The sequence below is a fragment of the Methanolapillus millepedarum genome (genome assembly GCF_032594115.1).
Classification (GTDB): domain Archaea; phylum Halobacteriota; class Methanosarcinia; order Methanosarcinales; family Methanosarcinaceae; genus Methanolapillus; species Methanolapillus millepedarum.
Map to the genome: position 1 here is coordinate 562633 of NZ_CP131060.1, position 26512 is coordinate 589144.

At 44.6% G+C, this 26512-nt stretch carries 26 protein-coding genes and 2 tRNA genes; 7 read left to right on the forward strand and 21 right to left on the reverse strand.

Annotation, left to right across the window (positions count from 1 at the left end; translation table 11 throughout):
- Nucleotides 1-225 precede the first annotated feature (225 nt).
- Together MsAc7_RS02760 and MsAc7_RS02765 are read left to right on the forward strand one after the other, a co-directional pair.
- On the forward strand, nt 226-720 hold the full coding sequence (locus MsAc7_RS02760; RefSeq protein ID WP_338103071.1) for a methylated-DNA--[protein]-cysteine S-methyltransferase: 495 nt from the start codon (nt 226-228) through the stop codon (nt 718-720).
- A gap of 12 nt (nt 721-732) precedes the next feature.
- Nucleotides 733-1557: a DNA alkylation repair protein gene (locus MsAc7_RS02765; RefSeq protein WP_338103072.1), complete on the forward strand. Its 825-nt coding sequence runs from the start codon at nt 733-735 to the stop codon at nt 1555-1557.
- 61 nt (nt 1558-1618) lie between these two features.
- On the opposite strand, the gene MsAc7_RS02770 is transcribed toward MsAc7_RS02765, so the two are convergent.
- The 4 genes from MsAc7_RS02770 to MsAc7_RS02785 form a co-directional block, all read right to left on the reverse strand.
- Nucleotides 1619-1692: transfer RNA gene (locus tag MsAc7_RS02770), tRNA-Val, on the reverse strand.
- A gap of 111 nt (nt 1693-1803) precedes the next feature.
- Nucleotides 1804-1877, reverse strand: a tRNA-Val gene (locus MsAc7_RS02775).
- A 195-nt stretch (nt 1878-2072) separates the two neighbouring features.
- Nucleotides 2073-2618, reverse strand: a complete 546-nt coding sequence (locus MsAc7_RS02780) for a flavodoxin family protein (RefSeq protein ID WP_338103073.1) — start codon at nt 2616-2618, stop codon at nt 2073-2075.
- Between the two features lie 103 nt (nt 2619-2721).
- Nucleotides 2722-3213: an Rrf2 family transcriptional regulator gene (locus MsAc7_RS02785; protein ID WP_338103074.1), complete on the reverse strand. Its 492-nt coding sequence runs from the start codon at nt 3211-3213 to the stop codon at nt 2722-2724.
- A 452-nt stretch (nt 3214-3665) separates the two neighbouring features.
- Between MsAc7_RS02785 and purD the strand changes: the two genes are divergently transcribed.
- Together purD and argF are read left to right on the forward strand one after the other, a co-directional pair.
- Nucleotides 3666-4988 (forward strand): phosphoribosylamine--glycine ligase, encoded by a 1323-nt coding sequence (purD, locus tag MsAc7_RS02790; protein WP_338103075.1) that lies wholly within the window; start codon nt 3666-3668, stop codon nt 4986-4988.
- Between the two features lie 80 nt (nt 4989-5068).
- Nucleotides 5069-5980 carry an ornithine carbamoyltransferase gene (gene argF / locus MsAc7_RS02795; RefSeq protein ID WP_338103076.1) on the forward strand — a complete coding sequence of 304 codons (912 nt, stop codon included), beginning with the start codon at nt 5069-5071 and terminating at the stop codon, nt 5978-5980.
- Nucleotides 5981-6584: 604 nt separating this feature from the next.
- Here argF and MsAc7_RS02800 read toward each other — a convergent pair.
- The 6 genes from MsAc7_RS02800 to MsAc7_RS02825 form a co-directional block, all read right to left on the reverse strand.
- A complete protein-coding gene (locus MsAc7_RS02800; RefSeq protein ID WP_338103077.1) occupies nt 6585-7094 on the reverse strand; it encodes a nitroreductase family protein in 510 nt (169 codons plus the stop codon).
- 137 nt (nt 7095-7231) lie between these two features.
- A complete protein-coding gene (gene cofG / locus MsAc7_RS02805) occupies nt 7232-8245 on the reverse strand; it encodes a 7,8-didemethyl-8-hydroxy-5-deazariboflavin synthase subunit CofG (protein WP_338103078.1) in 1014 nt (337 codons plus the stop codon).
- 118 nt (nt 8246-8363) lie between these two features.
- Nucleotides 8364-8654, reverse strand: a complete 291-nt coding sequence (locus tag MsAc7_RS02810; protein WP_338103079.1) for a hypothetical protein — start codon at nt 8652-8654, stop codon at nt 8364-8366.
- Between the two features lie 187 nt (nt 8655-8841).
- Nucleotides 8842-10212 (reverse strand): phytoene desaturase family protein, encoded by a 1371-nt coding sequence (locus MsAc7_RS02815; protein WP_338103080.1) that lies wholly within the window; start codon nt 10210-10212, stop codon nt 8842-8844.
- On the reverse strand, nt 10212-10388 hold the full coding sequence (locus tag MsAc7_RS02820) for a 4Fe-4S binding protein (RefSeq protein ID WP_338103081.1): 177 nt from the start codon (nt 10386-10388) through the stop codon (nt 10212-10214). The genes MsAc7_RS02815 and MsAc7_RS02820 overlap by 1 nt, the downstream gene beginning before the upstream one ends.
- Nucleotides 10389-10509: 121 nt before the next feature.
- Nucleotides 10510-11604 carry a lysylphosphatidylglycerol synthase transmembrane domain-containing protein gene (locus MsAc7_RS02825; RefSeq protein ID WP_338103082.1) on the reverse strand — a complete coding sequence of 365 codons (1095 nt, stop codon included), beginning with the start codon at nt 11602-11604 and terminating at the stop codon, nt 10510-10512.
- A 319-nt stretch (nt 11605-11923) separates the two neighbouring features.
- Here MsAc7_RS02825 and MsAc7_RS02830 point away from each other — a divergent pair, with 319 nt between their 5' ends.
- Nucleotides 11924-13531, forward strand: coding sequence for a DUF4139 domain-containing protein (locus MsAc7_RS02830; RefSeq protein WP_338103083.1), 1608 nt, complete (start codon nt 11924-11926; stop codon nt 13529-13531).
- 8 nt (nt 13532-13539) lie between these two features.
- Here MsAc7_RS02830 and MsAc7_RS02835 read toward each other — a convergent pair whose 3' ends face one another.
- The 4 genes from MsAc7_RS02835 to MsAc7_RS02850 form a co-directional block, all read right to left on the reverse strand.
- A complete protein-coding gene (locus MsAc7_RS02835; protein WP_338103084.1) occupies nt 13540-14694 on the reverse strand; it encodes a pyridoxal-phosphate-dependent aminotransferase family protein in 1155 nt (384 codons plus the stop codon).
- A gap of 64 nt (nt 14695-14758) precedes the next feature.
- Nucleotides 14759-16066 carry a 3-hexulose-6-phosphate synthase gene (hxlA, locus tag MsAc7_RS02840; protein ID WP_338103085.1) on the reverse strand — a complete coding sequence of 436 codons (1308 nt, stop codon included), beginning with the start codon at nt 16064-16066 and terminating at the stop codon, nt 14759-14761.
- Nucleotides 16067-16268: 202 nt separating this feature from the next.
- The gene (locus tag MsAc7_RS02845) at nt 16269-18929 is read right to left on the reverse strand and encodes a DEAD/DEAH box helicase (protein WP_338103086.1); all 2661 of its coding nucleotides are present in this window, start codon (nt 18927-18929) and stop codon (nt 16269-16271) included.
- Nucleotides 18930-19103: 174 nt separating this feature from the next.
- Entirely contained in the window at nt 19104-19949 is an 846-nt protein-coding gene (locus MsAc7_RS02850) for a S4 domain-containing protein (protein WP_338103087.1), read from the reverse strand.
- Between the two features lie 186 nt (nt 19950-20135).
- Between MsAc7_RS02850 and MsAc7_RS02855 the strand changes: the two genes are divergently transcribed.
- Nucleotides 20136-20555 (forward strand): pyridoxamine 5'-phosphate oxidase family protein, encoded by a 420-nt coding sequence (locus MsAc7_RS02855; protein WP_338103088.1) that lies wholly within the window; start codon nt 20136-20138, stop codon nt 20553-20555.
- A 259-nt stretch (nt 20556-20814) separates the two neighbouring features.
- On the opposite strand, the gene MsAc7_RS02860 is transcribed toward MsAc7_RS02855, so the two are convergent.
- From MsAc7_RS02860 to dph5, 7 genes are all read right to left on the reverse strand, one after another.
- Nucleotides 20815-21150, reverse strand: a complete 336-nt coding sequence (locus MsAc7_RS02860; protein WP_338103089.1) for a hypothetical protein — start codon at nt 21148-21150, stop codon at nt 20815-20817.
- Nucleotides 21151-22017 (reverse strand): radical SAM protein, encoded by an 867-nt coding sequence (locus MsAc7_RS02865; RefSeq protein ID WP_338103090.1) that lies wholly within the window; start codon nt 22015-22017, stop codon nt 21151-21153.
- A gap of 71 nt (nt 22018-22088) precedes the next feature.
- Nucleotides 22089-22775, reverse strand: a complete 687-nt coding sequence (locus tag MsAc7_RS02870) for a diphthine--ammonia ligase (protein WP_338103091.1) — start codon at nt 22773-22775, stop codon at nt 22089-22091.
- 39 nt (nt 22776-22814) lie between these two features.
- The gene (locus MsAc7_RS02875) at nt 22815-23765 is read right to left on the reverse strand and encodes a carbohydrate kinase family protein (protein ID WP_338103092.1); all 951 of its coding nucleotides are present in this window, start codon (nt 23763-23765) and stop codon (nt 22815-22817) included.
- 125 nt (nt 23766-23890) lie between these two features.
- Complete coding sequence (locus tag MsAc7_RS02880) at nt 23891-24229, reverse strand: DUF555 domain-containing protein (RefSeq protein WP_338103093.1); 339 nt, start codon at nt 24227-24229, stop codon at nt 23891-23893.
- Nucleotides 24230-24291: 62 nt separating this feature from the next.
- Nucleotides 24292-24573, reverse strand: a complete 282-nt coding sequence (locus tag MsAc7_RS02885) for a DUF357 domain-containing protein (protein WP_338103094.1) — start codon at nt 24571-24573, stop codon at nt 24292-24294.
- Between the two features lie 277 nt (nt 24574-24850).
- Complete coding sequence (gene dph5 / locus MsAc7_RS02890; RefSeq protein ID WP_338103095.1) at nt 24851-25651, reverse strand: diphthine synthase; 801 nt, start codon at nt 25649-25651, stop codon at nt 24851-24853.
- 494 nt (nt 25652-26145) lie between these two features.
- Here dph5 and MsAc7_RS02895 point away from each other — a divergent pair, with 494 nt between their 5' ends.
- Nucleotides 26146-26469, forward strand: coding sequence for a Fur family transcriptional regulator (locus MsAc7_RS02895; protein WP_338103096.1), 324 nt, complete (start codon nt 26146-26148; stop codon nt 26467-26469).
- Nucleotides 26470-26512 lie beyond the last annotated feature (43 nt).

Genomic DNA, 26512 nt, shown 5'->3' on the forward strand with positions numbered 1-26512 from the left:
ATTGATTTTGGCGCGGCGCCGGCATGAATGCGGCAACCCATTCCATTTTTGAACTTAAACCCTCTCTTCATTCTTATTATTCTTTCATTTTTTCTTTTTTCTTCTTTTTTCTTTACTTTCACCGAACTTATCATACCTTTATATTCTTCCAAAACTTCTTGGTTAAATGAAATTATAAGTGAATTGACAGTGAAAAGTAAGTAAAATAGCTATGGAGACAAGGGTATGATTTGTTTTCGAAATACAAGAATCGGTCGAATCGGAATCGGAGTTGAGAACGGGAAGGTAACGTCTCTTTACTTTGAAAATTATGATTATGATCCAAAAAAAGTGGCGGACAGTTCCATGGAAACGCCGCTTCACAAAAATGCGTTTTCGCAGCTGGACGAATATTTGGCCGGAAACCGAAAAGCGTTTGATTTACCGCTCGCGCCGTCCGGAACGGAATTTATGGAAAATGTGTGGGCGGCGCTTTTAGAAATCCCTTACGGGAAAACGGCTTGTTATCAAGAAGTGGCGGTGTCTGTCGGCAGTCCGAAGGCGGTTCGCGCGGTCGGGCTCGCGAACAACCGGAACCCGATTCCGATTTTCATACCCTGTCACCGCGTCATCGGCAAAAACGGGAAGCTGGTCGGGTTTGGCGGCGGTTTGGACTTGAAACAAAAGCTGCTGGATTTAGAACGCGAAAATGCCGGATTTGGTCAGCAAAAACAGTTTTGACGGAGATTTCAAATGACCGAAAATTCTGTGACGGCGGCCGCGATCCGGTCGGAAATGGAAAAGGCGGGAGACCCGAAAAAAGCAGCCCACCATCAACGCTTTTTTAAAACAGGACCCGGAGAATACGGCGAAGGGGACATATTTCTTGGAATTGTCGTTCCCAAGGTCCGGGCGACGGCCAAGTCGAATTACAAGAAAATCAGCCTATCTGAATTGGAAAAGTTGTTGTCGTCCCCGGCTCATGAAATCCGGCAGGCGGCTTTGTTCATGCTGGTTGAAAAATATGATCAAGCGAGCCGGCTTGAGAAGACGAACGTGAAGTCCGATGAAAAAACCAAAAAAGAAGCGGCTCGGGAGAAAAAAGAAATTGTTTCGCTTTATTTGGACAACTTGGAATTTGTCAACAATTGGGATTTGGTGGACGGTTCGGCGCCTCAAATTTTAGGCGATTGGTTCTTAACGACCGACCCGAAAAATCTGGGAAAGGAGACGCTTTCCAAACTGTCGAAGTCCGATAATTTGTGGGAAAAACGGATTGCGGTGATGACGACACAAGCCTACATTCGGGCCGGTATATTTCAGCCGACGCTGAAATTATGCGATTTGTATTTGGACAGTCCGGAAGGTTTGATTCACAAAGCAACCGGTTGGATGCTTCGTGAAATCGGAAAAAAGGACGAATCGGTTTTAATTCATTATTTGGAAAATAACGCGTCCGTGATGCCGAGAACCATGCTGCGCTATTCGATTGAAAAACTGAGTCCCGAACAAAAGGAAAAATACATGAATGCCGCAAAAACAAAAGGGAGAGGCGTGGAAAAAAACGGCAAAAAATAAAGAAAAATGACAAATGAAATTACATAAAACAAACAAGATTCGAAAAATAAAAAGAAATCAGTGGGCCCGCTGAGATTCGAACTCAGGACCTCCGCCATGTGAAAGCGACGTCATAACCGGCTAGACCACGAGCCCACAATGCTGGTATTGGTATCTTGTGTAATAATTCCTTTTTGTATAAAACCGTGTTGCATGCAAACATCAGCAACAGATTCGTTTTTGATGTTTCATGAATTATTAAATAAATGGGCCCGCTGAGATTCGAACTCAGGACCTTCGCCATGTAAAGGCAACGTCATGACCGGCTAGACCACGAGCCCTTCCTCGTCAAAAATAGAAAACTTACTATAAATATCTTTTTATCAGGCTTTCGTTTTATTGCGTTTTTTATAGTTTTCGATGTCTGATTCCTTTTTATTTTGAACTAAAAAGAGAAATCCAATTAAACAAGCACAACGCATCTGTTTAATCGGAGTTCGCCGGACTCAAACAATTTATTCCGGCAAGATTATGAATTACAAGGTGTCAAAAAGTTTCTTTTCGAGGGCAACGGCGCCTTCAATTTCAACCGGATTGGCTTTGACGTCGCCGACGGACACAAATTTGCCGACATTTTGAAAACCCAACATTCCGGCGACTTGGTCATATTTTGCCAAATTCTGCTCAAAAGCGGCGCGGTTCGGTGTGTTTTGAGAATAAATGAAGGCGATTTTTTTGCCCGACGGGATTCTGCTTTTGAATTGAGCGTCCACGCAGGAGTAAAGCCGGTCGACGAATGTCTTTTCTTGGGCGGTGATGTCAAAGAAATAAACCGGACTTCCCAAAATAATACCATCCGCCGATTTCATTTCGGAAATAACTTTTGCAAAATCGTCTTTTTGAACGCAGTCCTCGTGCGATTTGCAGTAGTTGCAGCCTTTGCAGGGTTTAATGTCGAGTTTTGCGAGATCCATTTGTTTCGTTTCCGCGCCTTTTGAAGCCGCATCTTCAAGCATTTTTGTGACAAGCGTCACTGTGTTGCCGGCCGCGCGCGGGCTGGCTGTCAATCCGATAATTTTCATTTGGTTCCACCTCAAATCAATATTATTGAAAATGATGTTTATGGAAAAAATTTCCAAAAATGGCTGTAACAGATATTGTTACAACACTTCTTATGAATTTATTTTATATAATCTTTTGGTTCAAATCGTCGATTAAAGATTGAATCGTGGACGATTGGAGCGAATTCTCCATTGTTTTTTGAATGGCCAAAAACCGGTCGTCAATGACCGCATGAATATAGCAACATCCGGCCGCGCTTTCACAATTCGCCGGCATTTGGCATCCGGGCCGGCATTTGGGACAGGACAGCGGACAGTTTTCATCCGGCTGCCGGTGAACATTAAAAAGAGAACTTTCATCAACAGCGCCGACCGCCTGGTAAACGTCATAAAGCGTAATTTCATCCGGCTTTTTGGCAAGCGTCGCGCCACCTTCGCCGCTTTTCACATCAACCAGCCCGGCCTTTTTGAGTTGTCCGAGCGTCTTTCGAACAACAGCGGGATTGACATTGACGCAAGAAGAAATGAATGCCGACGTCATTTTTTGGCGGCCGCCGAGAAGGGCGAGACACAGAAGCGTATGAATCGCAATGCTGAAACGGCTGGCAATTTGCATGTTTTTCGTCCTTCCTTTGACTAAATGATTATTTGGCCAATATTTGACCAAAATATTTGACTCATTCTTGTTGAGTACCAAACGCGGATTTCTATTTATCATTTTCTTTTAATAATCTTGAATTAAACTGATTTAGCTGATTTAGCTGATTTAGCTGATTTATTTGTTTCAGTTCGGTAATCTTAAATAGATATAATGGATTTATTTCATTCTCAATCTGCCAATCTATTTTATTCAAATTCGATAAACTGAATTTCTGTCTGAATATTTCATCATTTCCATTTTTTAAAAGTAAAATGTAGAGATGATATTATTTAATTTTTCAAAACAACAATTTTATGAAGTCGGTGTAAATTTCACAAAATTCGCAGCAACAATTCAGATAATAATTACAGCAAAAATCACAATCAGATAATATTATTAAATAAAAATCGGAATGATGAGGAAAATATATGAAAATTTTATTGATCGGCGGAGGCGGCCGTGAACACGCCATTGCGGCGTCGATTAAAAGAAGCCCGCAAAAGCCGCTTTTGTATTCGGTGATGTCTAAAAAAAATCCCGGCATTTTTGAGTTGGCGGAAGAAACATTGATTTGGGACGAAAAAGACGCGGCAAAGATTGCCGAATTTGCGAAAAGCAAAGGAATCGACATGGCGTTCGTCGGCCCGGAAGCCCCGCTTTCGGCGGGCGTTTCAGACGCGCTTTGGAATGCCGGCGTGCCGACCGCCGGTCCCAAAAAGAATTGCGCCAAAATCGAAACCGATAAGGCTTGGGCCCGGAAATTCATTGAGAAATGGGGCATCGATGGGAACCCGAAATATGCCGTCTTTTCGGAATATGCGCCGGCCGCTGATTTTATTGACAAGCTCGGTGACGTTGCCGTCAAACCCGCGGGTCTGACGGGCGGAAAAGGTGTGAAAGTCATGGGTGATCAGCTTCCCGACATCGCTTCTGCCAAAGAATACACCCGAGAAGTTCTCAAATCCGACAATGTCGTCATTGAAGAACGTTTTATCGGCGAAGAATTTACGCTTCAAGCGTTTGTTGACGGCAAACATCTGGCTTATTGTCCGACGGCACAAGACCACAAGCGGGCATATGAAGGCGATATCGGGCCGAACACCGGCGGCATGGGCGCGTACACCAACGCCGGAAAGCTGCTTCCGTTTTTAAAACCGGAAGAATACGACGCCGCCAAAAAGATTATGCAGGACACAGTCAACTGTTTTTCAAAGGAAACCGGCGAGGAATACAAAGGAATCCTTTACGGACAATTCATTTTGACCAAAAACGGTCCGAAGCTCATTGAATACAACGCCCGTTTCGGCGACCCGGAAGCGATGAATGTGCTGTCGCTTCTTGAATCGGACATGGTGGAAATTATGAAGGCGGTCGTTTCCGGAACGTTAGACGAGAGTCAGGTTCGTTTCTCGGAGAAAGCGACGGTTTGTAAATACGCGGTTCCCGAAGGCTACCCGGATAAACCGATGACTGATATGGAAATTCGAATTTTAGGCGACCGCGAAAAGAACGGGGAATACATTATTTATTATTCCAGCGTTTACGAAAAAGACGGCAAGATTTTGACAACGGGTTCCCGGTCGATTGGAGTTGTCGGCTTTGGAAACACGATTTTTGAGGCCGAAAAAATCGCCCAAGACCTTCTCGACACAAAAATCCGCGGAAAGCTGCTTTTCAGAAGAGACATCGGAACCCCGGAATTGGTTCAAAAAAGAATCAATCATATGAATGAGATTCGGCAGCAGAAGTAATTAAAACAAAAAACGACAACAAAAACGATTAACAAAAATATATAAAATTCAACTCATTTCGATTACAGGAGGTTTATTAAATGAAAGATTTGATTTCAATGGCAGATTTGTCTTTGGAAGACATTCGCGAGATTTTGGATCTGGCGGCTGAAATTAAAGAAAAGAGAAGTCAGGGAAAGATTATTGACCATCTCCGAAACAAAAGTTTGGGAATGATTTTTGAAAAATCGTCCACCCGGACGCGTGTTTCTTTTGAAGTCGGCATGAACGACCTCGGCGGTCACGCGATTTATTTGAACGCCAACGACATTCAAATCGGCCGCGGTGAAACGGTTGAGGACACCGCTAAGGTTCTGTCCCGCTATCTTCACGGAATCATCGCGCGCGTTTATTCGCACGAAACGTTGGTTAAACTCGGGGCAAACGCGTCCATTCCGGTCATCAACGCCTTGTCGGACGAAGAGCACCCGTGCCAGATTTTGGCGGACCTTCTCACCATTAAGGAATACAAGAACCGGATTTCGGACATGAAATTCGTGTGGGTGGGCGACGGCAACAATGTGTGCAACTCCATAATGCTCGCCTGCGCGATCGTCGGTATGGAAATCGTCGTCGTCTGTCCGAAAGGATATGAGCCGGACGAAAAATATGTCATCAAAACAAAGGAGTTGGGCGGTGTTTTAACAATTACGGACAAGCCGCTTGAAGCCGCCAAAAACGCCGATGTTTTATACACGGATGTTTGGGTGTCGATGGGCGATGAAGCCGAAGAAGAAAAGCGTCTCAAAGACTTTGCAGGCTTTCAAATCAATGAAGAGCTGATTGCCGTTTCAAAGCCGGACGTTATTGTGATGCACTGCCTGCCCGCGCACCGCGGTCTTGAAATTTCCGCCGGCGCCATCGACGGCCCGCATTCGGTTGTTTTCGACCAAGCGGAAAATCGGCTGCATGCGCAAAAAGCGGTTTTATTGAAATTGTTGGCGGGAGAGTAATTCTCTCGTTCTTTTTTATTTTTGCTTTTTCTTTCTGTTTCTTTTTTGGATTTTGACGGTCCGGCGCGCGCGTTATGGCAGCACATTTTGGCGAATATCAAAAAACAGCGGTCGATTTTTAAAAATTTCATAAAAACCGCCCCGAAAATTCGGACGCAAAACCTCCTCGCATCAAACGGCCCTTTCGGTCGCTCAATGTTGACGTCCTCTTTTAAAATCCCAAGCAAACCACCCCGAAAATTCGGACGCGTATCGCGTCCGAATTTCTCGGATTCCATATGCAGGAAATGTGTTGGCGGAAAAATTACCGGATTTTAGAAACCGGCCGGTACAACTCGGAAATGTGAACAGCAGATACAAACTGAAAGTAGAAACAGCAGATACAAACTGAAAATAGAAACAGCAGATACAAACTGAAAATAGAAACAGCAGATACAAACTGAAAATAGAAACAGCAGATACAAACTGAAAATAGAAACAGCAGATACAAACTGAAAATAGAAACAGCAGATACAAATTGAAAATAGAAACAGCAGATACAAATTGAAAATAGAAACAGCAGGTGCAAATTTAAAAAAGGAAAGCCGAAATCCGGCTTTTTAAATCACCATTTATTGTAGTGAACTCTCTCCTTTTTGAATCGGTCTGCTTCCGCAACGGGTCCGTCCGGATATCCGATCACGACAAACGCATACGGAACAACGTTCGGCGGCAATTTAAACAAATCAACAAAGCCGCCTACACGGTCTTCTCTCGGATAAACGCCTGTCCAAACCGCTCCAAGACCGTTCGCGTGAAGCGCCAGAAGCATGTTTTGAGTCGCCGCTCCAAGATCTTGCGGGAAAAATCCTTCGGCGGATTCATAATCCCGGTTAAAACAAATCAAAACGCCGGCAGGTGCTCCTTTTACCATTGATGCGTGCGGACTGAACGCCGGAATTTTGTCCAAAATGTCTCTTTTGTCAACAATAATAAATTCCCACGGCTGCTGATTTCTTGCCGACGGCGCGAACATGGCGGCTTTGACGGCTTCTTCGATTAAATTCATCGGAACCGGCTTATCTTGATATTTTCGAACGCTGCGACGGGTGTAAAGAGCTTTCATCGTGTCCATCTTTGATCTCCTTTGCTTTTTGATACTGAAATGAAATAAAAAATAAATAAAGAATAGAAAAAGAAAAAACAATAAATAAACAATAAATAAACAATAAATAAACAAGAAAATAAACAAAAAAGAATATAATTCAAAGCTTAAATGGTTTTTGTTTTCCGGTAACCGTTTTCATCCGCCAATTCCGCAACCAACGGTTTTGTTTCTTTGCCGGACCGGCCTTTCAAAACGAAATCGGGATGAATGGGAAGCCGTTCTTTAAATTCATAACCGCCGCTCCTCAAAGTTGTTCTCAATTCATCGATTTTCGGCCAAGCCGCTTCCGGGTTGATGTAATCAATCGTCACCGGAGAAATGCCCCCCAAATCGGAAACGCCGTAGCGGATTAAATCCAAAGGCGGAATCAAATTCGGCGCGACTTGAACAGCGACGTCGGCGGGAAGAATTTGACGGCTCATGAGAATGGTGTCAATCATTTCTTCCCGGGAAGGCGGGCAAAGCCCCAATTTCCGCGCGGCATCCTTGGCCAGATTCGGTTTCGGCGAATAATTTTGAAGAATCACTTCCTGAATATGTCCGTATCTTTCGTGCAGCGCCGCGATTTTTTGAATCGAATCCACCCGGTCGGCGCGGCTTTCGCCGATCCCAATCAAAAGGCCGGTCGTCAACGGTATTTGAAGAATGCCGGCGTTTTTGATCATTTCAAGACGAACGGCCGGATCTTTTCCCGGACAATTCCGGTGAGCCGAAATGTTGGCCGTCGTCTCAAGCATAAGTCCCATGCTGGCGTTTTTGGGCGCAAGCCGCTTCAAATCATCAAAAGAAAGAACGCCGCCGTTTGTGTGCGGCAGAATTCCAATCTCAAGCGCCAAATCAGATAAACGGGCGACATATTCGGAAAGAGACGAAAAGCCGATTTTTTCCAGCCGTTCCAAAAAAACAGGGTCTTCTTCCGGATATTCGCCAAACGTGAAGAGCGCTTCCGTACATCCCGCCAAAACGCCCGCCCGAAGAATAGAAACAACGTCGTCTTCCGTCATCAAAAAAGATTCGGCGTCCCCAACCTCCCGCCGAAATCCGCAGTAAGCGCAGCGGTTTCGGCAAACGTTTGTCACCGGGATGAACACATTTTTGGAAAACGTAATCGGTTTCATGATTTAACCCGAAAGGTTTTGAGACAAAAAACAAAGCAAAAACAATGTATTACAAATAAGTCAAGCAAAATACCCCGCAAATTTTACCGCAAAAATTCCTACGCTTCGCTTCGGTCGCTCAATATTTATCCCTCAATTTAAAATCCCAAGCAAACCACCCCGTAAAATCAAACGCGACAGCGTTTGTATTTTGCGGATTGTCACCGGTTGAGGAGATGCAGTCGGTAAGCAAATGGCACAGACGGATGAATTGGTTGCAGTTTGCACCGGCGGTTTCTGTTTTACAGTTTGCACCGGCGGTTTCCATTTTACAGTTTGCACCGGCGGTTTCCATTTTACAGATTGCACCGGCGGTTTCCATTTTACAGTTTGCACCGGCGGTTTCTATTTTACAGATTACACCTGCCAACTTCTAAATTCCGGAAATCTGTTTCGCCAACACATTTCCAGCGTATGGTATCCGAGAAATTCGGACGCGACACGCGTCCGAATTTTCGGGGCGGTTTGCGTGATATGATGATGGATGAAGTTGCCATATTTCATCATATTTGGAAATTTTGAGCGGGTAATTTGAATTGATGATTTGGGGTTTGCCTTTATTTGGGTTTTTGTTGAGTCGGCTGTTCTTTATTGTTGCTCTTCTCCCAGTCCGCTATATCTTTCATCGCGTTTTCAACGCCGAGCGCAATTCCTTCCACTTCGATGCCGCCCTGCCCTTTGGCACCGTCACCGACGATGAAAAGGTTTGAAATCAGGGTTTTGTTGCCGAAATCCTGTCCGGAAAAAGCACGATTGACCGGCCACTTTCCGTGATGAACTTGAATCATCAGAATTTCCGGCGTTTTTCCGGGGAACAAATCCTTTAAATCAGCAAGACCGAGATCGATTTCTTCTTCGATTTTGTCCAGACGGTCAAGAGCGGTTCTTTGATGCGCCATCACCAAATGCTTGCCCGGCGGCGCTAAATTCGGATCGGCGTTTGTCACTTCGTTCATCCCGTTAATCCGGCGCGTGTAAGGCGTGAGAAGCACGCCGCCATGCGTGATCATCGGCTCGTCAATCGCAAAACAAATTTTAAGGCCGGCCGACGGCTCAATCGACTTCAATTTTTCCATGTAAACGTCATAACCCGGAAGTGTTGCCATTTCCGGATCGCAAATCTCCCAAGTCTCCGCGTGGCCGATGTCGCTGACAATCAAATCCGCGTAAATCTCATCGTTTCCAATCGCAACGCCCGCGGCTTTTCCATCGTTGACGATGATTTTTGTAACTTCCTTTTTGGCGTGCACGTTGCCGCCGTTTTCACGAATAATCCGAACCAGTTCATCAATAATGGATTGACAGCCGCCGACCACAATTCCGGGACCGCCGTACTTGTAAACATTGTCAAAAATCGCAAACATCTCTTCCGTTGACACTTCATCGGCAGTCGTGCTGAGCGCCCAGCCGGCAAAAGAGTCGGCGCAGCGGTCAATCCGGTCATCCTGAATGTATTGAGAATACCAGGTTTTGAACTTTTCATTTTTAGGGCGGATGAGACGGGCCTTGTAGCCGAATGTCAAGAGAATCATCATCAGCTTATTCTTGGCTTTCAAATGTTTCTTAAATTCGACATGCGGAATATCCATAAAACCATTCGTGTAATCCGTGTCGTTGACATTTTTCGGAATCCGCACCGTTGCCATCGGTATTGATGGAATGACAGTCACATCGGCGCCGAGCGCAAAAAGCATATTGGCCAACGGACCGGAATTCCCATGCGGCAGCATGTGAAGCGCGCCGGTGGATAATTGGTAGCCTTGGTATTCAATATTCATGAAACGGCCGCCGATAAGAGCCAACCGCTCATAAACATCGACCTGATATCCTTTTTTGGATAAATGCGCCGCCGCCAAAAGACCGCCAAGACCGGCACCAATCACGATGGCCGTCGGCTTTTTGGGAATCAATGAAGCGTTTTCCACCATTAAGACATTCCCCCTTTCGACGCAACCTCAATCGCTTTCATCGGGCAGTAAGAAACGCAAAACCGACAATTGACACACTTTTCGGAAATGACCGCCTTTCCAAAAACGGAAATCGCCTCATATTTACAAAACGCCATACATTGGCTGCAACCGACACAATTGCTATTGACATACATTTTATGAATACACCCGAAGTCCGTAAATATTAACAATAAAAAATCATAATTAAGCTGCATAATTCAGCCTGACGTTATATAAAGTTAATTCAAATCCGGACCAAAGACCGGTCCGACCGGGTTAAGATTGCGGCGGCGCCTTTGAATTTGCCGGTTCCGCCCCGGTATCCGCAAACGCGTTAATTCCATACCGGCGAATGACGCGCAAACCGGCCAGCGTTCCGGCAATAATATTCACATAATACGTAATCGCACGCCAGGCAATGACCACAACGCCAACGAGAGGCGCAGGGACAAAAAGGGAAAAGAGCGAATAAGCGCTGATTTCCGCAATACCGCTGGCACCCGGCGTTGCCGGAATGACCATAATGATCGCTAAAACCACCTGAGTGGCATACAAAAGCAAAAACCCGGCCAAATCCAAACGGACATTGAGTCCCATTAAAATGAAGAGCAGAATCGTAAAATGCGTCATCCAATAAACAAAGGTGTAAAAGAGAGAAATCAAAAGGCTGACTTTGCCGGCGGAAACAAACCGTTTGAAGCTGGAATGGAACAAATCCATTTCATTTCCGGACGTGATGATCCACCGGTCAATTTTGGAATGATATTTCGCCGGCGCGATTTTTGAGAGTTGAACCAAAAAGTACCGAATTCCTCTTTTGGCCGACTCCGGGCGAAAAACGCCGTACAGCAAAACCGCGACAACAAGACATAAAATCACCAAAGCGATGAGCAGCAAAGTACCAAGGTTCAAAGCGCCGTCATTTTCCGAAACCAATGCCGTGTGCAAAATAAAAATGGACGGAATCAAGCAAACGAAGATGAAAAAAACATCCAAAAGCCGTTCCATAAAAATGATGGCGGTTGACTTCCCCACCGGAACACCGCTGTTTTTGTTCAGAAGCAAAATCCGGATCGGTTCTCCGCCGACGGACGACGGCGTCACGGACGCCAAAAGGATACCGGCCAAAACGTTTTCAAGCATGTGCCGGGTATGGACATCATAACCGAGAGAACGCGCCAAAAATTTTGTTTTTCGGGCGGTGAGCAAATAGGTTAAAATTTGAAGCGCCAAAGCCGCCAAAATGTACACCGGACGGATTTGAGCAAGCGCCTCAATCGTATCGGCGTCGGTCGTAAAAAAAATCAAAGCGACCGCCGAGATGAGGCTGATTGCCAGGCTGATTAAAAAGAATTTTTTATAATTCACCATTTTTTCATCTCAGTCTAACGAATGACACCATTTAAAAAAGATACAGATAGACTTCACATATGGATTTGATAACATAAATATATAACTGTTTGGAGATAAATCCGCCCTCTGCCTATTGTTTAAGACCGGATTTGAGACGGACTTTAAAACCACTTTTTTTATAACAAAAAGATTTGCCGCAGGTAAATTTTTCATATAATAAAAGAGGACAAGAAGATTTTTATGTCACCGGTTCATTTGCTTCTTGATTTATTTTTAAAAAATCATAAAATGTTCAAAAATTAAAAAGAATAATGAAAATAAAAAATGGAGAAGCAAAATGATTGAACCTTCCGAATCCAAAATTTATGAGCATGAAAGTGTCCGGGGAAAAATAACGGACGTCACAGTCTTTTTAAACGGAGCGCAACTGACACGCGCCGCTTCTTTAAAACTGGCATCCGGTCTTAACAAAATTACATTTTCCGGCATTTCGGCGGACCTTTACGCCGAAAGCTTAACCGCGTCAACCACCGGCGATTGTCAAGTAACATCTGTTTCCCATCAAGTCAAATACATAACGGACGCACCGGATTCCGGACGGGTAGCGGAACTTTTGAAAAAGAAAAGAGAAATGGAAATATCGGTCCTTCAAAAAGAGGGACAGCTTGCCGTTTGCGCGGAGGAACGCATATTACTTGAACGCAACCGAAAAGTGGCGGGAAAAGGCGGGCTTAAAGCCGGCGAACTGAAAGAAACGCTTGACTTTTTCAAATCGAAGTTGACTGAAATTGAAAATGAAAAAATAAATTTATCCCTTCACATTGAAGAACTGCACGAACAGATTCATCAAATTGACAACGAAGTCGGGCGGGGCTATTCTTCAAAAAGAGAATCGGAAATCAGTGTGGAAGTTTATGCGCCAAAAGATGTGGAGACCGATATCGAACTGTCATATTTCCTCAACAACGCCGGCTGGACGCCGTATTATGACATCCGCGCCAAAGATGTGGAAAATCCTGTCACCCTCAATTTCAAAGCATTCGTCCGCCAGCAGACCGGAGAAGATTGGGAAGATGTGAAATTGACGCTGTCTACCGGAAATCCGTCTTTGTCCGGAAATCTGCCGGAACTGATGCCTTTGTATGTTGATTTTGAGCAGCCTGTGCCGCAAGCAGCATCTTCTCCGGCTTTTATGTTGAGCAAACAGAGGAAAATGGCGGAATACCAATCATTTAACGCTTTGGAATGTATAAGTGAGGAAATATGCGTGAAAGAAGATTTTAGAGAAATGGAAGACGCAAAATACGTCATACCGCAAACAGTCTCCTCAAACAATCTGACCGGTGTGGAGTACGCCCTCCCCGCTCTTTATTCGATTCCGTCTTCTTACAACCAAAAGCCGGTGGACATCAAATCCCACCAACTGAAAGCGGAATTTAAATATTACAGCATTCGAAAACTTGAAAAAGACGTCTTTTTAGTGGCGTCCGTGACAGATTGGACGGACTTAAACCTTCTGGAAGGCGCCGCCAACATTTTCTTTGAAGGAAAATATGTCGGAAAATCGTACATCGACCCGCGGCGCGCCGGCGAACGCATTTCATTGTCTCTCGGACGCGATCCGGGCGTCATTGTGACCCGCGTCAAAGGAAAAGACATGACGGAAAAGAGCCTTATCGGAAGCAATACCAAAGTCACCAAAGAATGGACGCTGACAGCTCGAAACGTTAAGGGACAAGCCATTGACATTGAAATTTCAGACCAGCTGCCGGTTTCCGTGAACAAAAGCATCACCATTGAACCCGTTAATATTTCCGGTGCCGAATATGACAAAGATACCGGAAAATTGAAATGGAATATGACGCTTGACGCCGGAAAATCAAAAACGATGACGGTCAAATACACGGCGTCATATCCGAAAAATAAAATTGTGGTTTTGGAGTAATCCAAAACTCATTTCTCTTTTTCATATTCTTCCCAAAAAACATCTTTCAAATCGGCCTTTAAGGAAACGCCTTTTTTTTCCAAAGCTTTTTGAACGGCAGCCAGCGCCTTTGCGACATTTTCCGCTTGGGCGTTTTCACCCATATGCCCGATCCGAATCACTTTTCCTTTCAAATAACCGAAGCAGCCGCCGATTAAGATGTTGTCGTCCAAAAGGATTTGTTGGACCAATTCATCACCGTCGATTCCGGCGGGCGCGTCAATCGCCGTCACCGTGTTGCAGTAATTACTTTTCAAATGAAGGGAAAGGCCGGATTTTAAAACAGCGGCGCGTGTCGCCTTTGCCAATCCGGCATGCCGGCCGAAGATGTCCGGCTCGTTTTCAACGTTTGAAAGCGCGACCGAAAGCGCGTAAATACTGTTGGACGGCGGAGAATACGGAAACCAAAAGTCCTCATAATAATTTTTCCAAATCAAAAGGTTGCCGTAAAAAGAAGCGATCGGCGTTTTCCGGTTTTCCATCGCGGACCAGGCGTCCGGACCAAGACTCAAAAAGGTGAGACCGGGCGGCGCTGAAAAACCTTTTTGAGAGGCGCCGATACAAATGTCAATCTGCCAATCATCAACGAAAATGTCTTCCCCGACCATCGATGAAACCGCGTCAACAACCGTCAATATTCCGTAAGATTTCAGAACCGGACAAAGTGTCTTCAAATCATTTAAGACACCGGACGGCGTGTCGCAATGAACAATCGTCGCGAATTTAAAATTCGCGTCCGTTTTTAAAAAGGATTCAAGTTCCGCAGCATCAACGCCCCGGTCACGGGCGCCGTGAAAGAAAATGGGTTCTGCGCCGTAAAGCTTGACCAAGTCGGCAAATCCTTCCCCGAAAATTCCGTTCTCAATGACTAAAACACGGTCGCCGGGCTCGGCCAATGAAACACAAACACCGTCAAGCCCCAGCATTCCTTCGCCGCTTAAAATCAATACTTGGTTTTTGGTGTGCAAAAACCGTGCCAAACGGCTGCACGTGTTCTTATAAAAATCAAAAAAATCCGGGTCTAAATCCGGGTTTGTCATTTCCGCCGAACAGGCGAGCCGGACATTTTCCCGAACCTGAGTCGGTCCGGGCGTCATTAAGAGCGGAAGCATTTTTGTTTTCATGCTATTCTGTAATTTATCCGGTTTTAAATAATTTATCGTTCGCTCATTTCACTCTTTAAATTCATCACTTTTGCTTTTCCCACTTCAAAAGTTCCAAGACGGAAGACATGGACTGTCCTTTATCGATTTCATCCAAAATACGTTGTTCTTTCTTCCAAACCTCTTCGGCGCGGCGCGCAATCTCATAAGCTTTTTCTTTCGGAACGACCACAACACCGCTGTCATCAGCCACAATGAAATCCCGCGGATTGACAATTTGTCCGCCGCAAGTGATTTCACAATTAATTTCACCCAACCCCTTTGGGTCGCCGGCATTCGGAACAACGTTGGCGGCAAAAATCGGAAGTGAAAGCTTTTTAATTTCATCCATGTCCCGGACAGCACCGTCGACGACAAGTCCCGCAACACCGCGGTTGGCTGCCGTTTTTGTGGCGAGCCCGCCCCACATGGCCATATTTCGGTCGCTGTTAAAGATGACGATGACATCGTTTTTCCCGCACAAATCTATGGCTTCGACCGGTTTTGCCCAATCGCCGCCAAGCGTCCGAACTGTCACGGCCCGCCCGACAATTTTTCGCCCGGGAAACAGGGTGGAAATACCGCACATGGCGCCTTTCCGGTGCATGGCGTCGGAAATATTGGGAGAGGAGACCCGCCGGAAAATGTCAAAAATTTCCTCTTCCTGCGATTTTTGACTGAAAGAAACACCTGAATCGGAACCAAGGCCGGAAGCAGAGCAGAGACTGTCCACCGCATGGCGGATATTTTTGGCGGACTGCGCGACGTTATCGGAGTGGATGATGTACGACCCGACAATTACAATATCGGCGCCCATCGCCACCGCCTCCTGCGCGGTTTCCGGTTTAAGGCCGCCCGCAACCGCAATTTCCGCGTCAATTTCCCGGCTGATTTTGGAAAGCATTTCCAGCGGCGATTTACCGGTCATTTGCCGGTCGATTCCGACGTGAACATTGATTAAATCAACACCAAGCGCCACAAGTTCTTGCGCTCGAGCTTCCGGTTCATCAATCGAAATCAAATCCACCATCAACCGGACGCCGTATTTTTTGGCGGACCGGAGCGCTTCCGAAATAACGACATCGTCCGCTCGCGCCAAAATGGCAACCACATCGGCACCGGACTTCGCCGCCATTTCTACTTCAATAGCGCCCGCATCCATCGTTTTCATATCCGCCAAAATTGTCTTTTGGGGAAATGCCTCCCGAAGCTTTCGAATTGCGTTCATGCCTTCGCTTTTAATGAGCGGCGTTCCGGCTTCAATCCAATCCGCGCCGCCTAAAACGGCTTCCTTGGCAATTAAAAGCGCGCGGTCCAATTCTATGATATCTAAAGCCACCTGAATGAGTACCATATGATTCCTTCCGATCTTCTTTCATTCTTTCTGAATTTGATTATAAAATATTCCAAAAACGGTCTGAGTAGAATAACTGAAAATGTTAAATAATTATCAAATTATTTATTAAATATTTATTAATTATTTATTTTATTATTTGATAATTATATGAATTAAAAGGCAATCAGGTAATAAAAACTTTTTATAACAAAATCAGCCGTCAAAAAAACTCATCGAACCGACGTTGTGTTCTTTTAGGCTCTTTTGCTTCCGTTTCCGTTTTGAATTTTTCAGATTCCGATGCCGATGCCGGAACAGTTCTTCCCAAATCCGTGTCCATGATTTTGGCCGGCAAACCCTCGCTTTGGAGTGATTTTGACCGTCCTTTCCGGCTTTTTTGACTTTTTAACGCTTCGGGGTCCGGCGTCATTCCGATTTCCTTGTAAATTTGTTCCGCCACCTTCGGACCGACCAGCCCGGCCACCGTTACATAATCGGATTTTTGGAGCCGGTCTTTTGACTTAAAGCCGGCGTTGTAAAGTTTTCGAGCGCGGATGCGGCCGATTCCCCGGATTTTCAAAAGCGACAACAAATCCACCGAGGCACCGTACTGCAAGCGCAGTTCCAAGTCGGACAACGAAACCACTTCCTCTTTAAATCCGCACAGCTGGCACAGGCGGGAAGCCGCATTGGCCATCCAGCTTGCGGTTTCTGAAAAATTTCGGATATCGCCTTCGCCGACATCAAACTCTTTTGAAATATCATTTTCCGATACTTCCGAAATCCAACGGTAAAGCAAAACGGCCGTCTTGACTTCTCCCATAAACCATTCATATTCGGCCGGATTTGTGGTTTTGGGAACGGAAATGAAATGTTCGGTGTTGTCGGCGATAAATTCTTGAACCCATTCGTAATCGCTTGATTTCATGTAAAGCAGTTTCATGTCCGGCGCTTTGCAAACCAGATGTAAAAGACCGATGACAGACGGTTCTTTGCCGCAAGACTTTGATTTTAAAATCCCGTCCAAAAGCGTCGTTGCCGACAGCGGATCAATGTATAATTTTGAAACCAAAGTCCCAAGCGTTGTCGGCGCCAAAACGGCATCCGAGCGTCCGCCTAAATTGGTGTATGATTTGCTCAATTTATCAGCGGTTTGAAACGGAGATTGGGGACCCAAATCCGAAGAGGAAGAAGAAGAAGAGGAACTTTCGGAGCCGTTGATGTTCTTTCTTTTTTCCTGACTCATCTCGTTTTCAATTAAAAAGTCGAGGCATTTGTCAATGATGGTACTGAGCGCAATCGTGCTCATCAATCCCCGCTGATGCGCGAAAAATGTTCCCTTGAAAAATTCCAGCAGTTCCTCCCGCGTATTCGCAAATCCGTTCGCAATCGTCGATAAAACGTGCGTCCGAATCATGTTTTCCGCACCGAGTTTTGACTCAATGTTTTCAGGCGGCGCCTCAATGAATTTTTCGGTCAGCATCTCCACATCATCTTCTTTTGCGGCAATCAACACGGATTCACCGTACGGATCCAAGTGCGGCCGGCCGGCGCGCCCCGCCATTTGTTTATATTCCATCACCGGAATCGGCTGCATGCCGCTGTCGGAATCATACCGCCGCCAACTGCGAATAATGACCCGCCGCGCCGGCAAATTGAGACCGGCCGCCAATGTTGGCGTGGATGAAATCATTTTGATTTTGCCGGCCAAAAAAGAGGTTTCCACAATTTCCCGCTGCTCGGCGGAAAGCCCCGCATGGTGAAACGCCGCCCCGTGAAGAACGCAATTCGCCAAAACAACCGCAACGTCCGTGTCGCTTCCTTCCAAAATTTCCGTTGCAATTTTGGAAAGCGTTTCTTTTTCGGCCGGATTCAAGAGCGAAAAAATAACGGATGCCGCTTTTTTGGCAAATCCGACGGCGTTTTTCCGGCTGCTTTCAAAAACAAGGCATTGTCCGCCACCGGAAATAGTGTCGGCGACAAGGGAGACGGCCGCTTCGGGAACTTTACCAATATAGATTTGTTTGATTTCTTTTTCAAGACCATTTTCGGAATCAAACCCGGAATGAGTATTTTCTTCCGGTTTCTCCTTGCCGGCTTCTTTTTCCGATTTTTTGACCGTTTTGGGCTTTTTGGCGATTTTTTTAAGATCAAACGCCGGTTTTTGAACTTTCGCTTTATAGACGCCGTCATAATAAACGCCCTCATAAAGCTTCGTCGGACGCCAGCCGCTCACAACATGAGAAGCGTTGAGCCATTCAGCAACTTCTTCCGAGTTTTGAATGGTGGCCGACAAGGCAATCATTTGCATATCGGGATTCATGCGCCGCAGCTTTGTGATGATAATTTCAAGCGTCGGGCCGCGGTCGGGCGAATTAATCAGATGCACTTCATCCAAAATGACAACGGAAATATGTTGCAGCCACCGAGTTTCGTTTCGGATGAGCGAGTCTACTTTTTCAGAGGTGGCAACAATAATGTCGTTGGCGCCCAAATATTCATCGGCGGCGTCCAAATCGCCGGTGGAAATACCGGTCTTGACGTCCAGTTCTGAAAAGCCGGAAAAGCGCCGGAATTTTTCGGAAGCGAGTGCCCGGAGCGGAACAATGTACAACGCTTTGCCGCCGCTTTCGATGCTTTTGAGCATCGCCAATTCGGCAAGAAGCGTCTTTCCGGAAGCGGTCGGGATTGAAATCATAACGTTTTTGTTGTCCAAAAGACCCGCGAAAACGGCTTTTGATTGAGGCGGATAAAGAGACGTGATGCCGGAACGGATGTAAAAGTCCTTGATTTTTTCGGAAACGGCAAGCTCATTGACCGGGCAGAAAAACTCCGGTTCAATTTCAACATCCGTTGTCTTCTTTTTTCCTTTTTCAGCCATTCAAATCCCTTTAAAAATTTACAGATAATAATTCTGCTTCTGATCTATTTTTATCGCTTTTTACATTCATCTTCGTTTTAACATTTCAGCCATTTAAAGTCTCTCTAAGCGGAATGAAACTATTCCATTTACCAAAAAAGGTAGATATAGAAGCGAAAAGAAAAAACAACGTTTTTATTTTTCGTCATCCAGGTCCATATCCGTAATGTCGATAAAATCCGGGCTTGTATCAATGTCGTCTTCAAATTCGATTTCGTTCTCAAATTCATCTTCGGAAAACGCCTCAAATTCAGCATCGAAATCTTCCGCGTCAACGGCCGCCGTCTTTAAGCAGACGCCGGTTTTTTGAGCGACAATATAAACTTCTTGGGTTTGGGGTTCCAAAACGTCCGAGACCGTAAATCCGAACGATTCGATCTTTTTCAGGATGGATTTTTTGGACCGGTTTTTCGGGATTTTAATCACTTGGAGCAAAAGGCCGCCGTCTTTTAAAAGCGCGCACATGCGGGACAGCGCCAAAAGGGAATCTTTGGGTTCAAGCGTCATGTCGGAGAGCAGCACATCGAATTTTTTATTTTTGGAATTTTTGTCGGTCGCGATTTTTTCAATCGGAACGGTAAAAACATCGGCAAACATAATTTCCGCGTTTTTGTGTTCAAAAGCAATTTTACCAAGCTCCGTTCGGAAATCTTTGGAAAACTCAATGCCTTGAATGTGTCCGTTTGGGCCGATGAATTCAAGCGCGCACAGCATAAACCCGCCGGCGCTGGATCCCAAATCCAAAACAAAATCGTCGGGTTTTAAAATGCCGGCGAGCTCTTGGATGGCTTTTAATTTAAAGTAGCCCTTGGGCATATCGAGTCCTTCTTCCACATCCACTTTATCTTCCGTTGTGATGTTTTTGGACGCTTTCGTACAGACGCTGCCGTTCAGTTTGACATTCCCGCCCTCAATCGCGCTCTTTGCGCGCCCGCGGGACTTAAAAAAACCCATTTCCACCAAATAACTGTCAAGTCTCATAATTCCAAAACAAAACGCTTTCTATAAATAGACAATGATGATGAACGGCGAAAAAAGAAAAGAAATGAGAAAAAAAGAATGAGACAAAGGAATCTTTATAAGACTGAATGAAATATATTTAAGGCAACGATTGAACGAATCGTTTATTTTTTGATTCGAGATTTTTTAATTTAAGGAGGTTAATGTATGGTCAAATTAACGGCAGAAATGAAAGAAAACATCAAAAAAGTCCGCGTCCTTCCGCTGGCAACCGCATCTAAAAGCGGAATTCCAAACGTCATCCCGATTGGAATCGCCGAAATCAACGACAAAGATGAAAAGGACGATTACATCCATGTGATGAACAACTTTTTCTTAAAGACAATAGCCAATATGAAAGAAAACCCGCATGTCGCCATTTATGTTTGGAGCCCGGAAACAGCCGGCTGCTTCCAAATGAAAGGCGAAGTTGTGGAAATGACTGACAAAGGAAACATCTATTCGGAAATGACCGGACGCGTCGCCGCTATGAAACCGGGGCTTCCCATGAAACAAATCGTTCGGATTAAAATCACGGAAGTGTTCAACTGCACCTCCGGAAAAGAAGCCGGACAAAAGCTTGTCTAAAAAAAAATCCTCGCTGCGCTCGGAATTTTTCAAAGGGCGGGGGGAGTCTGTCTCCGTAAGTTCGCTTCGCGACGGCTCCCTCCGGTCGCTTTTTCCGTTCTGTTTTATTGGTTCTTTTTTGCGGCGAGCGGCACCGCGCGCGCTAAGGCGGCACATTCTCTTTTGGATTCAAAGAATCGGGAGATGGATTTTGAAAGATCAAACAAAAATCGCCAATCATTTTTTAAAAAATCAAGAAAACAGTTGCATATCTTCGAAATCAAAAATCGTCAAACGGATAGAACAAAGCAATTTCTTTGCCGCAATTGGAACAGAAAAATTTGCCGTCTTTTCGTTCCAAATTGACAAAATCCGCCAGCGAGAAACTGCGGTTAATCAACATCGTGTTGCACTCCGGACAATACGTGTGTTTATATTTGGACTCCGTATTTCCGATGTAAACGTATTCCATGCCGGCCGCCTTAAAAATATTCCGGGCACCTTCAAGCGCTGAAAGCGGCGTAAATGAAACGCCGGTCAACTGAAAATCCGGATGAAACGCGTTTAAATGAACCGGTGTTTCATTTCCTAAATTTTGAGAAATCCAATCGGCCATCTATTTTAATTCGCCGGGGCTGTCGTTTAATCCCGGAATCAAAAGAGTGACCGTTTCAACAAAAAGACCCCGTTCTTTGGCTTTTTGAACGGACGACAAAACAGGTTCCAAGTGCGTGCCGGCCACTTCCGAATAAAAACGGTTGGAAAAGGCCTTTATATCCACACGGTAAACATCAATAAAAGGCGAAAGCGCTTCAAGAGCCTCCGGCGTCATATAACCGTTCGTCACCAAAATCACATAAAGGCCGCTTTTTTTGGCTAAAACGGCGGTATCATAAATGAATTCGTACCAAATCGTCGGCTCGTTGTAGGTAAAGGAAATGCTTTTCGTCTCCAAAAACAAAGCCCGGTAAATCACTTCTTCCGGCGTCACTTTTTCATCATACATTCCCGGATCAAAACAAAAAAGACCGGTGTCCGACTCCGGGTTTTTCGATGCGTTTGGACATCCCGAATTAAAATCCGAATCCGAACCCGATTCAAAATCAGATCCGAAATCAAAATCCGGATTGTTTCGGCCGGATGCGGCATCATCGAACAATATTTGGGAAATCCGCCAATTTTGGCAATGGCGGCACTTGAAATTGCAGCCGAGCGTTCCCATTGAATAGGTGGACGTTCCCGGCAAAAAATGAAAGACCGGTTTTTTCTCAACCGGGTCAATGGCCTTTGACGAAACAATGCCGTAATTGAGCGTATAGAGTGTTCCGCCGATGTTTTTCCGGACACGGCAAAACCCGAATTTTTCGGGCAAAATAAAACAGCGGCGCGCGCAAAGATTACATTTAACTTTATTATCCGAAAGCGGTTCGAAAAACATCGCCTTCTTGAGCCTGGATTTGGACGGTTCGGATTGATTCGGCATTTATTTCCCTCATAAAATCAATTTATTTGTCTTTATTTGTCTTCGTTTAACGGCGTCAAATTGCCTTTATGTCAATCTTTATCCACCAATTGCGTTTCCAAAATATCAAAATATCCCCGGTTTTTCATCCATCGGGACCTTGTTTTGACGGGAACGATCCGCTTTTTAAAAAAAGGCGCATCCAAAACGGCGGTTTCAAATTCGCCGCCTTCGCCGGCAACATGAACATAACTTTGACGGTGAAGACACAATAAATCGGAAAGCGCCGCGTGGTCCAGCCGCCGTCCGAGCCAATGTTCATCAAATCCGTCGGCTGCAACCGTTACAAAAATAATTTCCATTCCGATGTCGATCATTTCAGAAAGCAACCATTCGGGATCGTTTTTCCAAAGCGGGGAAAATGTTTCAAGGCCGAGTTCTTGGCAAACACGTTCGACCCGGCTTTTTTGATAAACGGATTCAATCGCGCCGGTACAAACGCCGGAAACGCCGTAACGGGACTTCAATTCAAAAAGAGCCGACCTCATGTCAGCAAGTTCTTCTTCCTTGACGCCGCTTGTTTCTTGGTACAAAAGAGGAAGGCCGCAAGCTTCGGAAATGTCCGCCACCAGTCTCGTATTTATGGCGTGAAACATGTAAGATTCCGGATTTTTCGGAACCAGGCATGCCATACAAACGACATCGTACCCGTCCGCCATCATTTTTTGGATGGCGAAAACGGAATCTTTCCCGCCCGAAACCAATGCCGCGACTTTCATGAAAACCTCATCAAAAAAGGATTTTAAAGACAAACGGAATTATAAATTCAAATCGGATGCCGGGAAATGTAAAACGTATCTTTCAGTCATGGTTTTCCAGTCCGGCAGATTGGTTTGGCAGCCGACTTTTTCCACGACAAAAGAAGCCGTTACCGCTCCGATTTTACAGCAAACGTCAAGCGGATAACCTTTCGTAAACGCCACCAAAAACCCGGCTTTATAGGCGTCGCCCGCCCCGGTCGGATCGACCGATTCCGCCAAAACGCAAGGAATTGGGGTTTTTATTTTTTCCGTACAGTCACCGATTCGGATGTCGTCGCCGACGCAAATAACATTCCCGCCGGAATAAAGAACGCTGCCTTCCTTATCGTAAGTGACAACAATAACGTCGATCATTTTCAGAAGCTCCTCAAAGGAATAACCGGAAATGTCCGACACCATTTTGATTTCATGCCGGTTGGTAAAAAGAAGGTTCGTATTTTTTAAAATCGTTTGAAGAGGCTCTTTTTGATAAGTGACCAAGTCCTGGCCGGGGTCAAAAGAGACGAACTCGGCGGCTTTTGACATTTTCGCGTTAAAAAAACAATCTGCGGTAACCATATGAACAAAATCAACTTTCGGAGGCTCCATCTCCCGAAGTTTTCCGGCGGCGCCCCAATAAAAGTAAGTGGATTGATTCAAAAGGCGGTCTGTGATGACGAATGCTTTGGACAAATGCTCATTTCCCATCCGCCAGACACCGGATAAATCAACACCTAAATCCGACAAATGTTTTTCATATTCCGAGGAGACAAAATCATCGCCGACCGGAGAAACCAACCGGACAGAACCGCCGAGCTTAGCCATCACGGCCGACACATTCGCGGCACCGCCACCGAAATGGGTTTCGCACCGGGTAATCGGAGACGATTGATTTTTATCCACAATTTTATCCACCCAAATCAAATAATCAAGCGATGTGTGACCGGTGACGGATATTGTTTTGACCATAAGAACACCTGAATCTGAAAAAAATGAAAATAAAATAAAACAAAATAAAACAAAAGGCAAAAGGAAGCAAATCCGCACGGTGAAACGGCAGACCAATCCGGAAAGGAAACGGATGAAATCAAAAATCAGAATTCATCCACTTCAATGACTTTGAGCGGAACATCTCGAAGCGCCTTTCCGATAACGGATTTTGCGATCCGGGACGCGTGTTCTTCCGTTTCGGCTTCGTAAACTTTCATTTGGAAAAGCAAACCGACAATCGCCGTGTCCGCAACCAGGTACGCGCTCATGAAATCTTCACCGCAGGCGGCGCAGCTCATGGTTCCGACTTCAACATCGACATAATCCAATTTCGGATTCAACCGTTTTCCGGCTTCAGCAAGCGCGATTCCGATGGCGTCTTCGCCGGTCGCGACATCTTTGACCAACCAAGCACCTTCAAGATAAACATTGTAATTCGGCATGACTCAAAACTCCTTTTTTCTTTTTGATCGTATGAACTTTGGATGAAAATAAATGAATGGAATTAAATGGTGAAAAGCACGTCGTCGTCGACGTTAAAAACACCTAACTTGGCGCCGGCGTCCAGCCAGGCATGACCGTAACTGAAAGAAGCCAAAGCGTTGACATAATCATTTTGGTCCATAAAATGAAGGCCGTCTTTGTGATAAGAATCGGCCATCCTTTTGAAATCTTTGGCGACATTCATCATGTGAGAGGATTCAATCGGAGACGGAACCGCTTTTAAAAGGGCGGCCGATAAAAGGCGCTCATACCGAATTGTTTTTTCATGTAAGTCTGCCGGCATCTTTTTACTCCTTTTACCCGTTCCAATGAGAAGATTTCTTAGAATAGAATTTGCTTCTTTAAAATTGTTTCTTATTTTCGAACCGCACTGTCATAATTTTTAGAATTGTAGATGTTTTAATTGTGAAATTATCTTAAGATATATTTTAAGATATTTTTGGAGATATTATTTTGGATATTATTTTGATATTATTTTGATATTTTTTAGATATTTTTTAGATATTATTTTGGATATTATTTTGGATATTATTTTGAGAATTATTTATTGAATATTTGGGTTACGGATCCGTTTTCAGAATGGACTTTGGTGCGCCGGCCAACTTGACAAGGGCTTCCGCTTCTAAAAAGTGCAAATTTCCGGGAAGGACCAAAATTTGAAGCGGCCCGCCAAGGTCAAAGTGTTCATAATTTTTTGCGAAGTCCGCTTTCACGCAAACGTCGTCGGATCCGGCTCTGGCAATCCCGACTGCGATTTGGTCACTCATAACACCTTCTTGACGTTTGTTTTCAACTTCCAAAAGCAACTGAAGCGCCTCGGAAACTTTCATGTAACCGTTCTGCGGATGAATGTCTAAAAAAACAAGCGTGTGAAGGCCGTCTTTTTTATTTTTCAAGAGAGTGTCGTACGGTGTTTCCGTAACCACGCGGTTTCCGCGAGCGCTTGTATAAGGAAACGGAATACTGACCGATTTTCCGAAACGGTAATTTTGAAGGCCGGAAAGACCGTAGACGGCGGAAATGATGGATGCGCCGTGAATGAGCCGCGTTTCAATCCCCAAATCATGTGCCCGGATACGAAGATCGACATGGGTTGTCGATGCCATCGTATCGCCGCCGGTTAAAAAAACAACATTCTGATCTTTGGCGGCAAGCATCCAATCCGGGTTTTGTTCGACGTCTTCACGTAAAAGAAGATGAACCGGCTTTTTATAAAGCGATTCCATTCTTTCAAGAGTGGTTCCCATCAAGCGGGACGTATAAAATTCCACATAAATTAAATCCGCCGCCAAAACGGCCTCCAATCCTTTTAAAGAAATGTCTTTTTCATCAAAAAGACCCAAACCGATGAACGTCAACATAATATGTACATCCCGTGAGATATATTTAAAAATTCCCGAACATATCCGTATAAAAGATGTGAGTAAAATAATAAGATATAATAGGAATTTTTATCAATTAATAATTTTTACTTAAAAATATTAAGATGACTAAAGTTAAATAGAAAGAACTCTTAATAAGACTTGTTGTTACTAGCACAAAATTTGTAGTAATAAATATGACGCAAACAGAGTGTTAATAAGTAACTGACCACGTGCCAAAACGGATAAAAATGGTATAAAAATTAAGTTAAAATTGAATTCAATTCAATAAATAATTCGATTCAATAATTAATATTTAATTAGAGAAATGAATAGATTGATTAAAAAATAAATAAATTAATTCAAAAACGAAAAATAAAACGTATCAAAAACGGAATTAAAAACAATTGTAAAATAACAATTTACCAATAAAAACGGTTTTTAAAAATGTTATAATTTTTGGTTTCTCAAGGTTTTATTTTCAAGGTTTTATCATGATCAAAAGAAATACTGTCCAAAAGATGAAAATACTGGAATATTTGTCCGGTACGAAATCTCACCCGACAGCTGAAACAGTTTACGCGGAAGTTTCTAAAGAAATCCCAACCATCAGTTTGTCAACCGTCTACCGCAATTTGAATATGATGGCGGAAAACAATGAAATATTAAAATTTGAAGTGGGAAACGAAGCGCACTATGACGCTGACACGAGTTTTCACCACCACGCATACTGCCGGTTTTGTAAAACCGTGTTTGATATATTCGATACGGATATTTTCCAACTACATTACCGAAAACGCTATTGTCCCGAATTTTGAAATTGAATCGGCGAACTTAATTTTCCAGGGCCGATGCACGCAC

What these genes read in the sequence shown, in the direction of transcription:
- MsAc7_RS02760 (WP_338103071.1), top strand. Translation starts at nt 226, where the DNA reads ATGATTTGTTTTCGAAATACAAGAATCGGTCGAATCGGAATCGGAGTT.
- MsAc7_RS02765 (WP_338103072.1), top strand. Translation starts at nt 733, where the DNA reads ATGACCGAAAATTCTGTGACGGCGGCCGCGATCCGGTCGGAAATGGAA.
- MsAc7_RS02780 (WP_338103073.1), bottom strand. Translation starts at nt 2,618, where the DNA reads ATGAAAATTATCGGATTGACAGCCAGCCCGCGCGCGGCCGGCAACACA.
- MsAc7_RS02785 (WP_338103074.1), bottom strand. Translation starts at nt 3,213, where the DNA reads ATGCAAATTGCCAGCCGTTTCAGCATTGCGATTCATACGCTTCTGTGT.
- purD (WP_338103075.1), top strand. Translation starts at nt 3,666, where the DNA reads ATGAAAATTTTATTGATCGGCGGAGGCGGCCGTGAACACGCCATTGCG.
- argF (WP_338103076.1), top strand. Translation starts at nt 5,069, where the DNA reads ATGAAAGATTTGATTTCAATGGCAGATTTGTCTTTGGAAGACATTCGC.
- MsAc7_RS02800 (WP_338103077.1), bottom strand. Translation starts at nt 7,094, where the DNA reads ATGGACACGATGAAAGCTCTTTACACCCGTCGCAGCGTTCGAAAATAT.
- cofG (WP_338103078.1), bottom strand. Translation starts at nt 8,245, where the DNA reads ATGAAACCGATTACGTTTTCCAAAAATGTGTTCATCCCGGTGACAAAC.
- MsAc7_RS02815 (WP_338103080.1), bottom strand. Translation starts at nt 10,212, where the DNA reads ATGGTGGAAAACGCTTCATTGATTCCCAAAAAGCCGACGGCCATCGTG.
- MsAc7_RS02820 (WP_338103081.1), bottom strand. Translation starts at nt 10,388, where the DNA reads ATGTATGTCAATAGCAATTGTGTCGGTTGCAGCCAATGTATGGCGTTT.
- MsAc7_RS02825 (WP_338103082.1), bottom strand. Translation starts at nt 11,604, where the DNA reads ATGGTGAATTATAAAAAATTCTTTTTAATCAGCCTGGCAATCAGCCTC.
- MsAc7_RS02830 (WP_338103083.1), top strand. Translation starts at nt 11,924, where the DNA reads ATGATTGAACCTTCCGAATCCAAAATTTATGAGCATGAAAGTGTCCGG.
- MsAc7_RS02835 (WP_338103084.1), bottom strand. Translation starts at nt 14,694, where the DNA reads ATGAAAACAAAAATGCTTCCGCTCTTAATGACGCCCGGACCGACTCAG.
- hxlA (WP_338103085.1), bottom strand. Translation starts at nt 16,066, where the DNA reads ATGGTACTCATTCAGGTGGCTTTAGATATCATAGAATTGGACCGCGCG.
- MsAc7_RS02845 (WP_338103086.1), bottom strand. Translation starts at nt 18,929, where the DNA reads ATGGCTGAAAAAGGAAAAAAGAAGACAACGGATGTTGAAATTGAACCG.
- MsAc7_RS02850 (WP_338103087.1), bottom strand. Translation starts at nt 19,949, where the DNA reads ATGAGACTTGACAGTTATTTGGTGGAAATGGGTTTTTTTAAGTCCCGC.
- MsAc7_RS02855 (WP_338103088.1), top strand. Translation starts at nt 20,136, where the DNA reads ATGGTCAAATTAACGGCAGAAATGAAAGAAAACATCAAAAAAGTCCGC.
- MsAc7_RS02860 (WP_338103089.1), bottom strand. Translation starts at nt 21,150, where the DNA reads ATGGCCGATTGGATTTCTCAAAATTTAGGAAATGAAACACCGGTTCAT.
- MsAc7_RS02865 (WP_338103090.1), bottom strand. Translation starts at nt 22,017, where the DNA reads ATGCCGAATCAATCCGAACCGTCCAAATCCAGGCTCAAGAAGGCGATG.
- MsAc7_RS02870 (WP_338103091.1), bottom strand. Translation starts at nt 22,775, where the DNA reads ATGAAAGTCGCGGCATTGGTTTCGGGCGGGAAAGATTCCGTTTTCGCC.
- MsAc7_RS02875 (WP_338103092.1), bottom strand. Translation starts at nt 23,765, where the DNA reads ATGGTCAAAACAATATCCGTCACCGGTCACACATCGCTTGATTATTTG.
- MsAc7_RS02880 (WP_338103093.1), bottom strand. Translation starts at nt 24,229, where the DNA reads ATGCCGAATTACAATGTTTATCTTGAAGGTGCTTGGTTGGTCAAAGAT.
- MsAc7_RS02885 (WP_338103094.1), bottom strand. Translation starts at nt 24,573, where the DNA reads ATGCCGGCAGACTTACATGAAAAAACAATTCGGTATGAGCGCCTTTTA.
- dph5 (WP_338103095.1), bottom strand. Translation starts at nt 25,651, where the DNA reads ATGTTGACGTTCATCGGTTTGGGTCTTTTTGATGAAAAAGACATTTCT.
- MsAc7_RS02895 (WP_338103096.1), top strand. Translation starts at nt 26,146, where the DNA reads ATGATCAAAAGAAATACTGTCCAAAAGATGAAAATACTGGAATATTTG.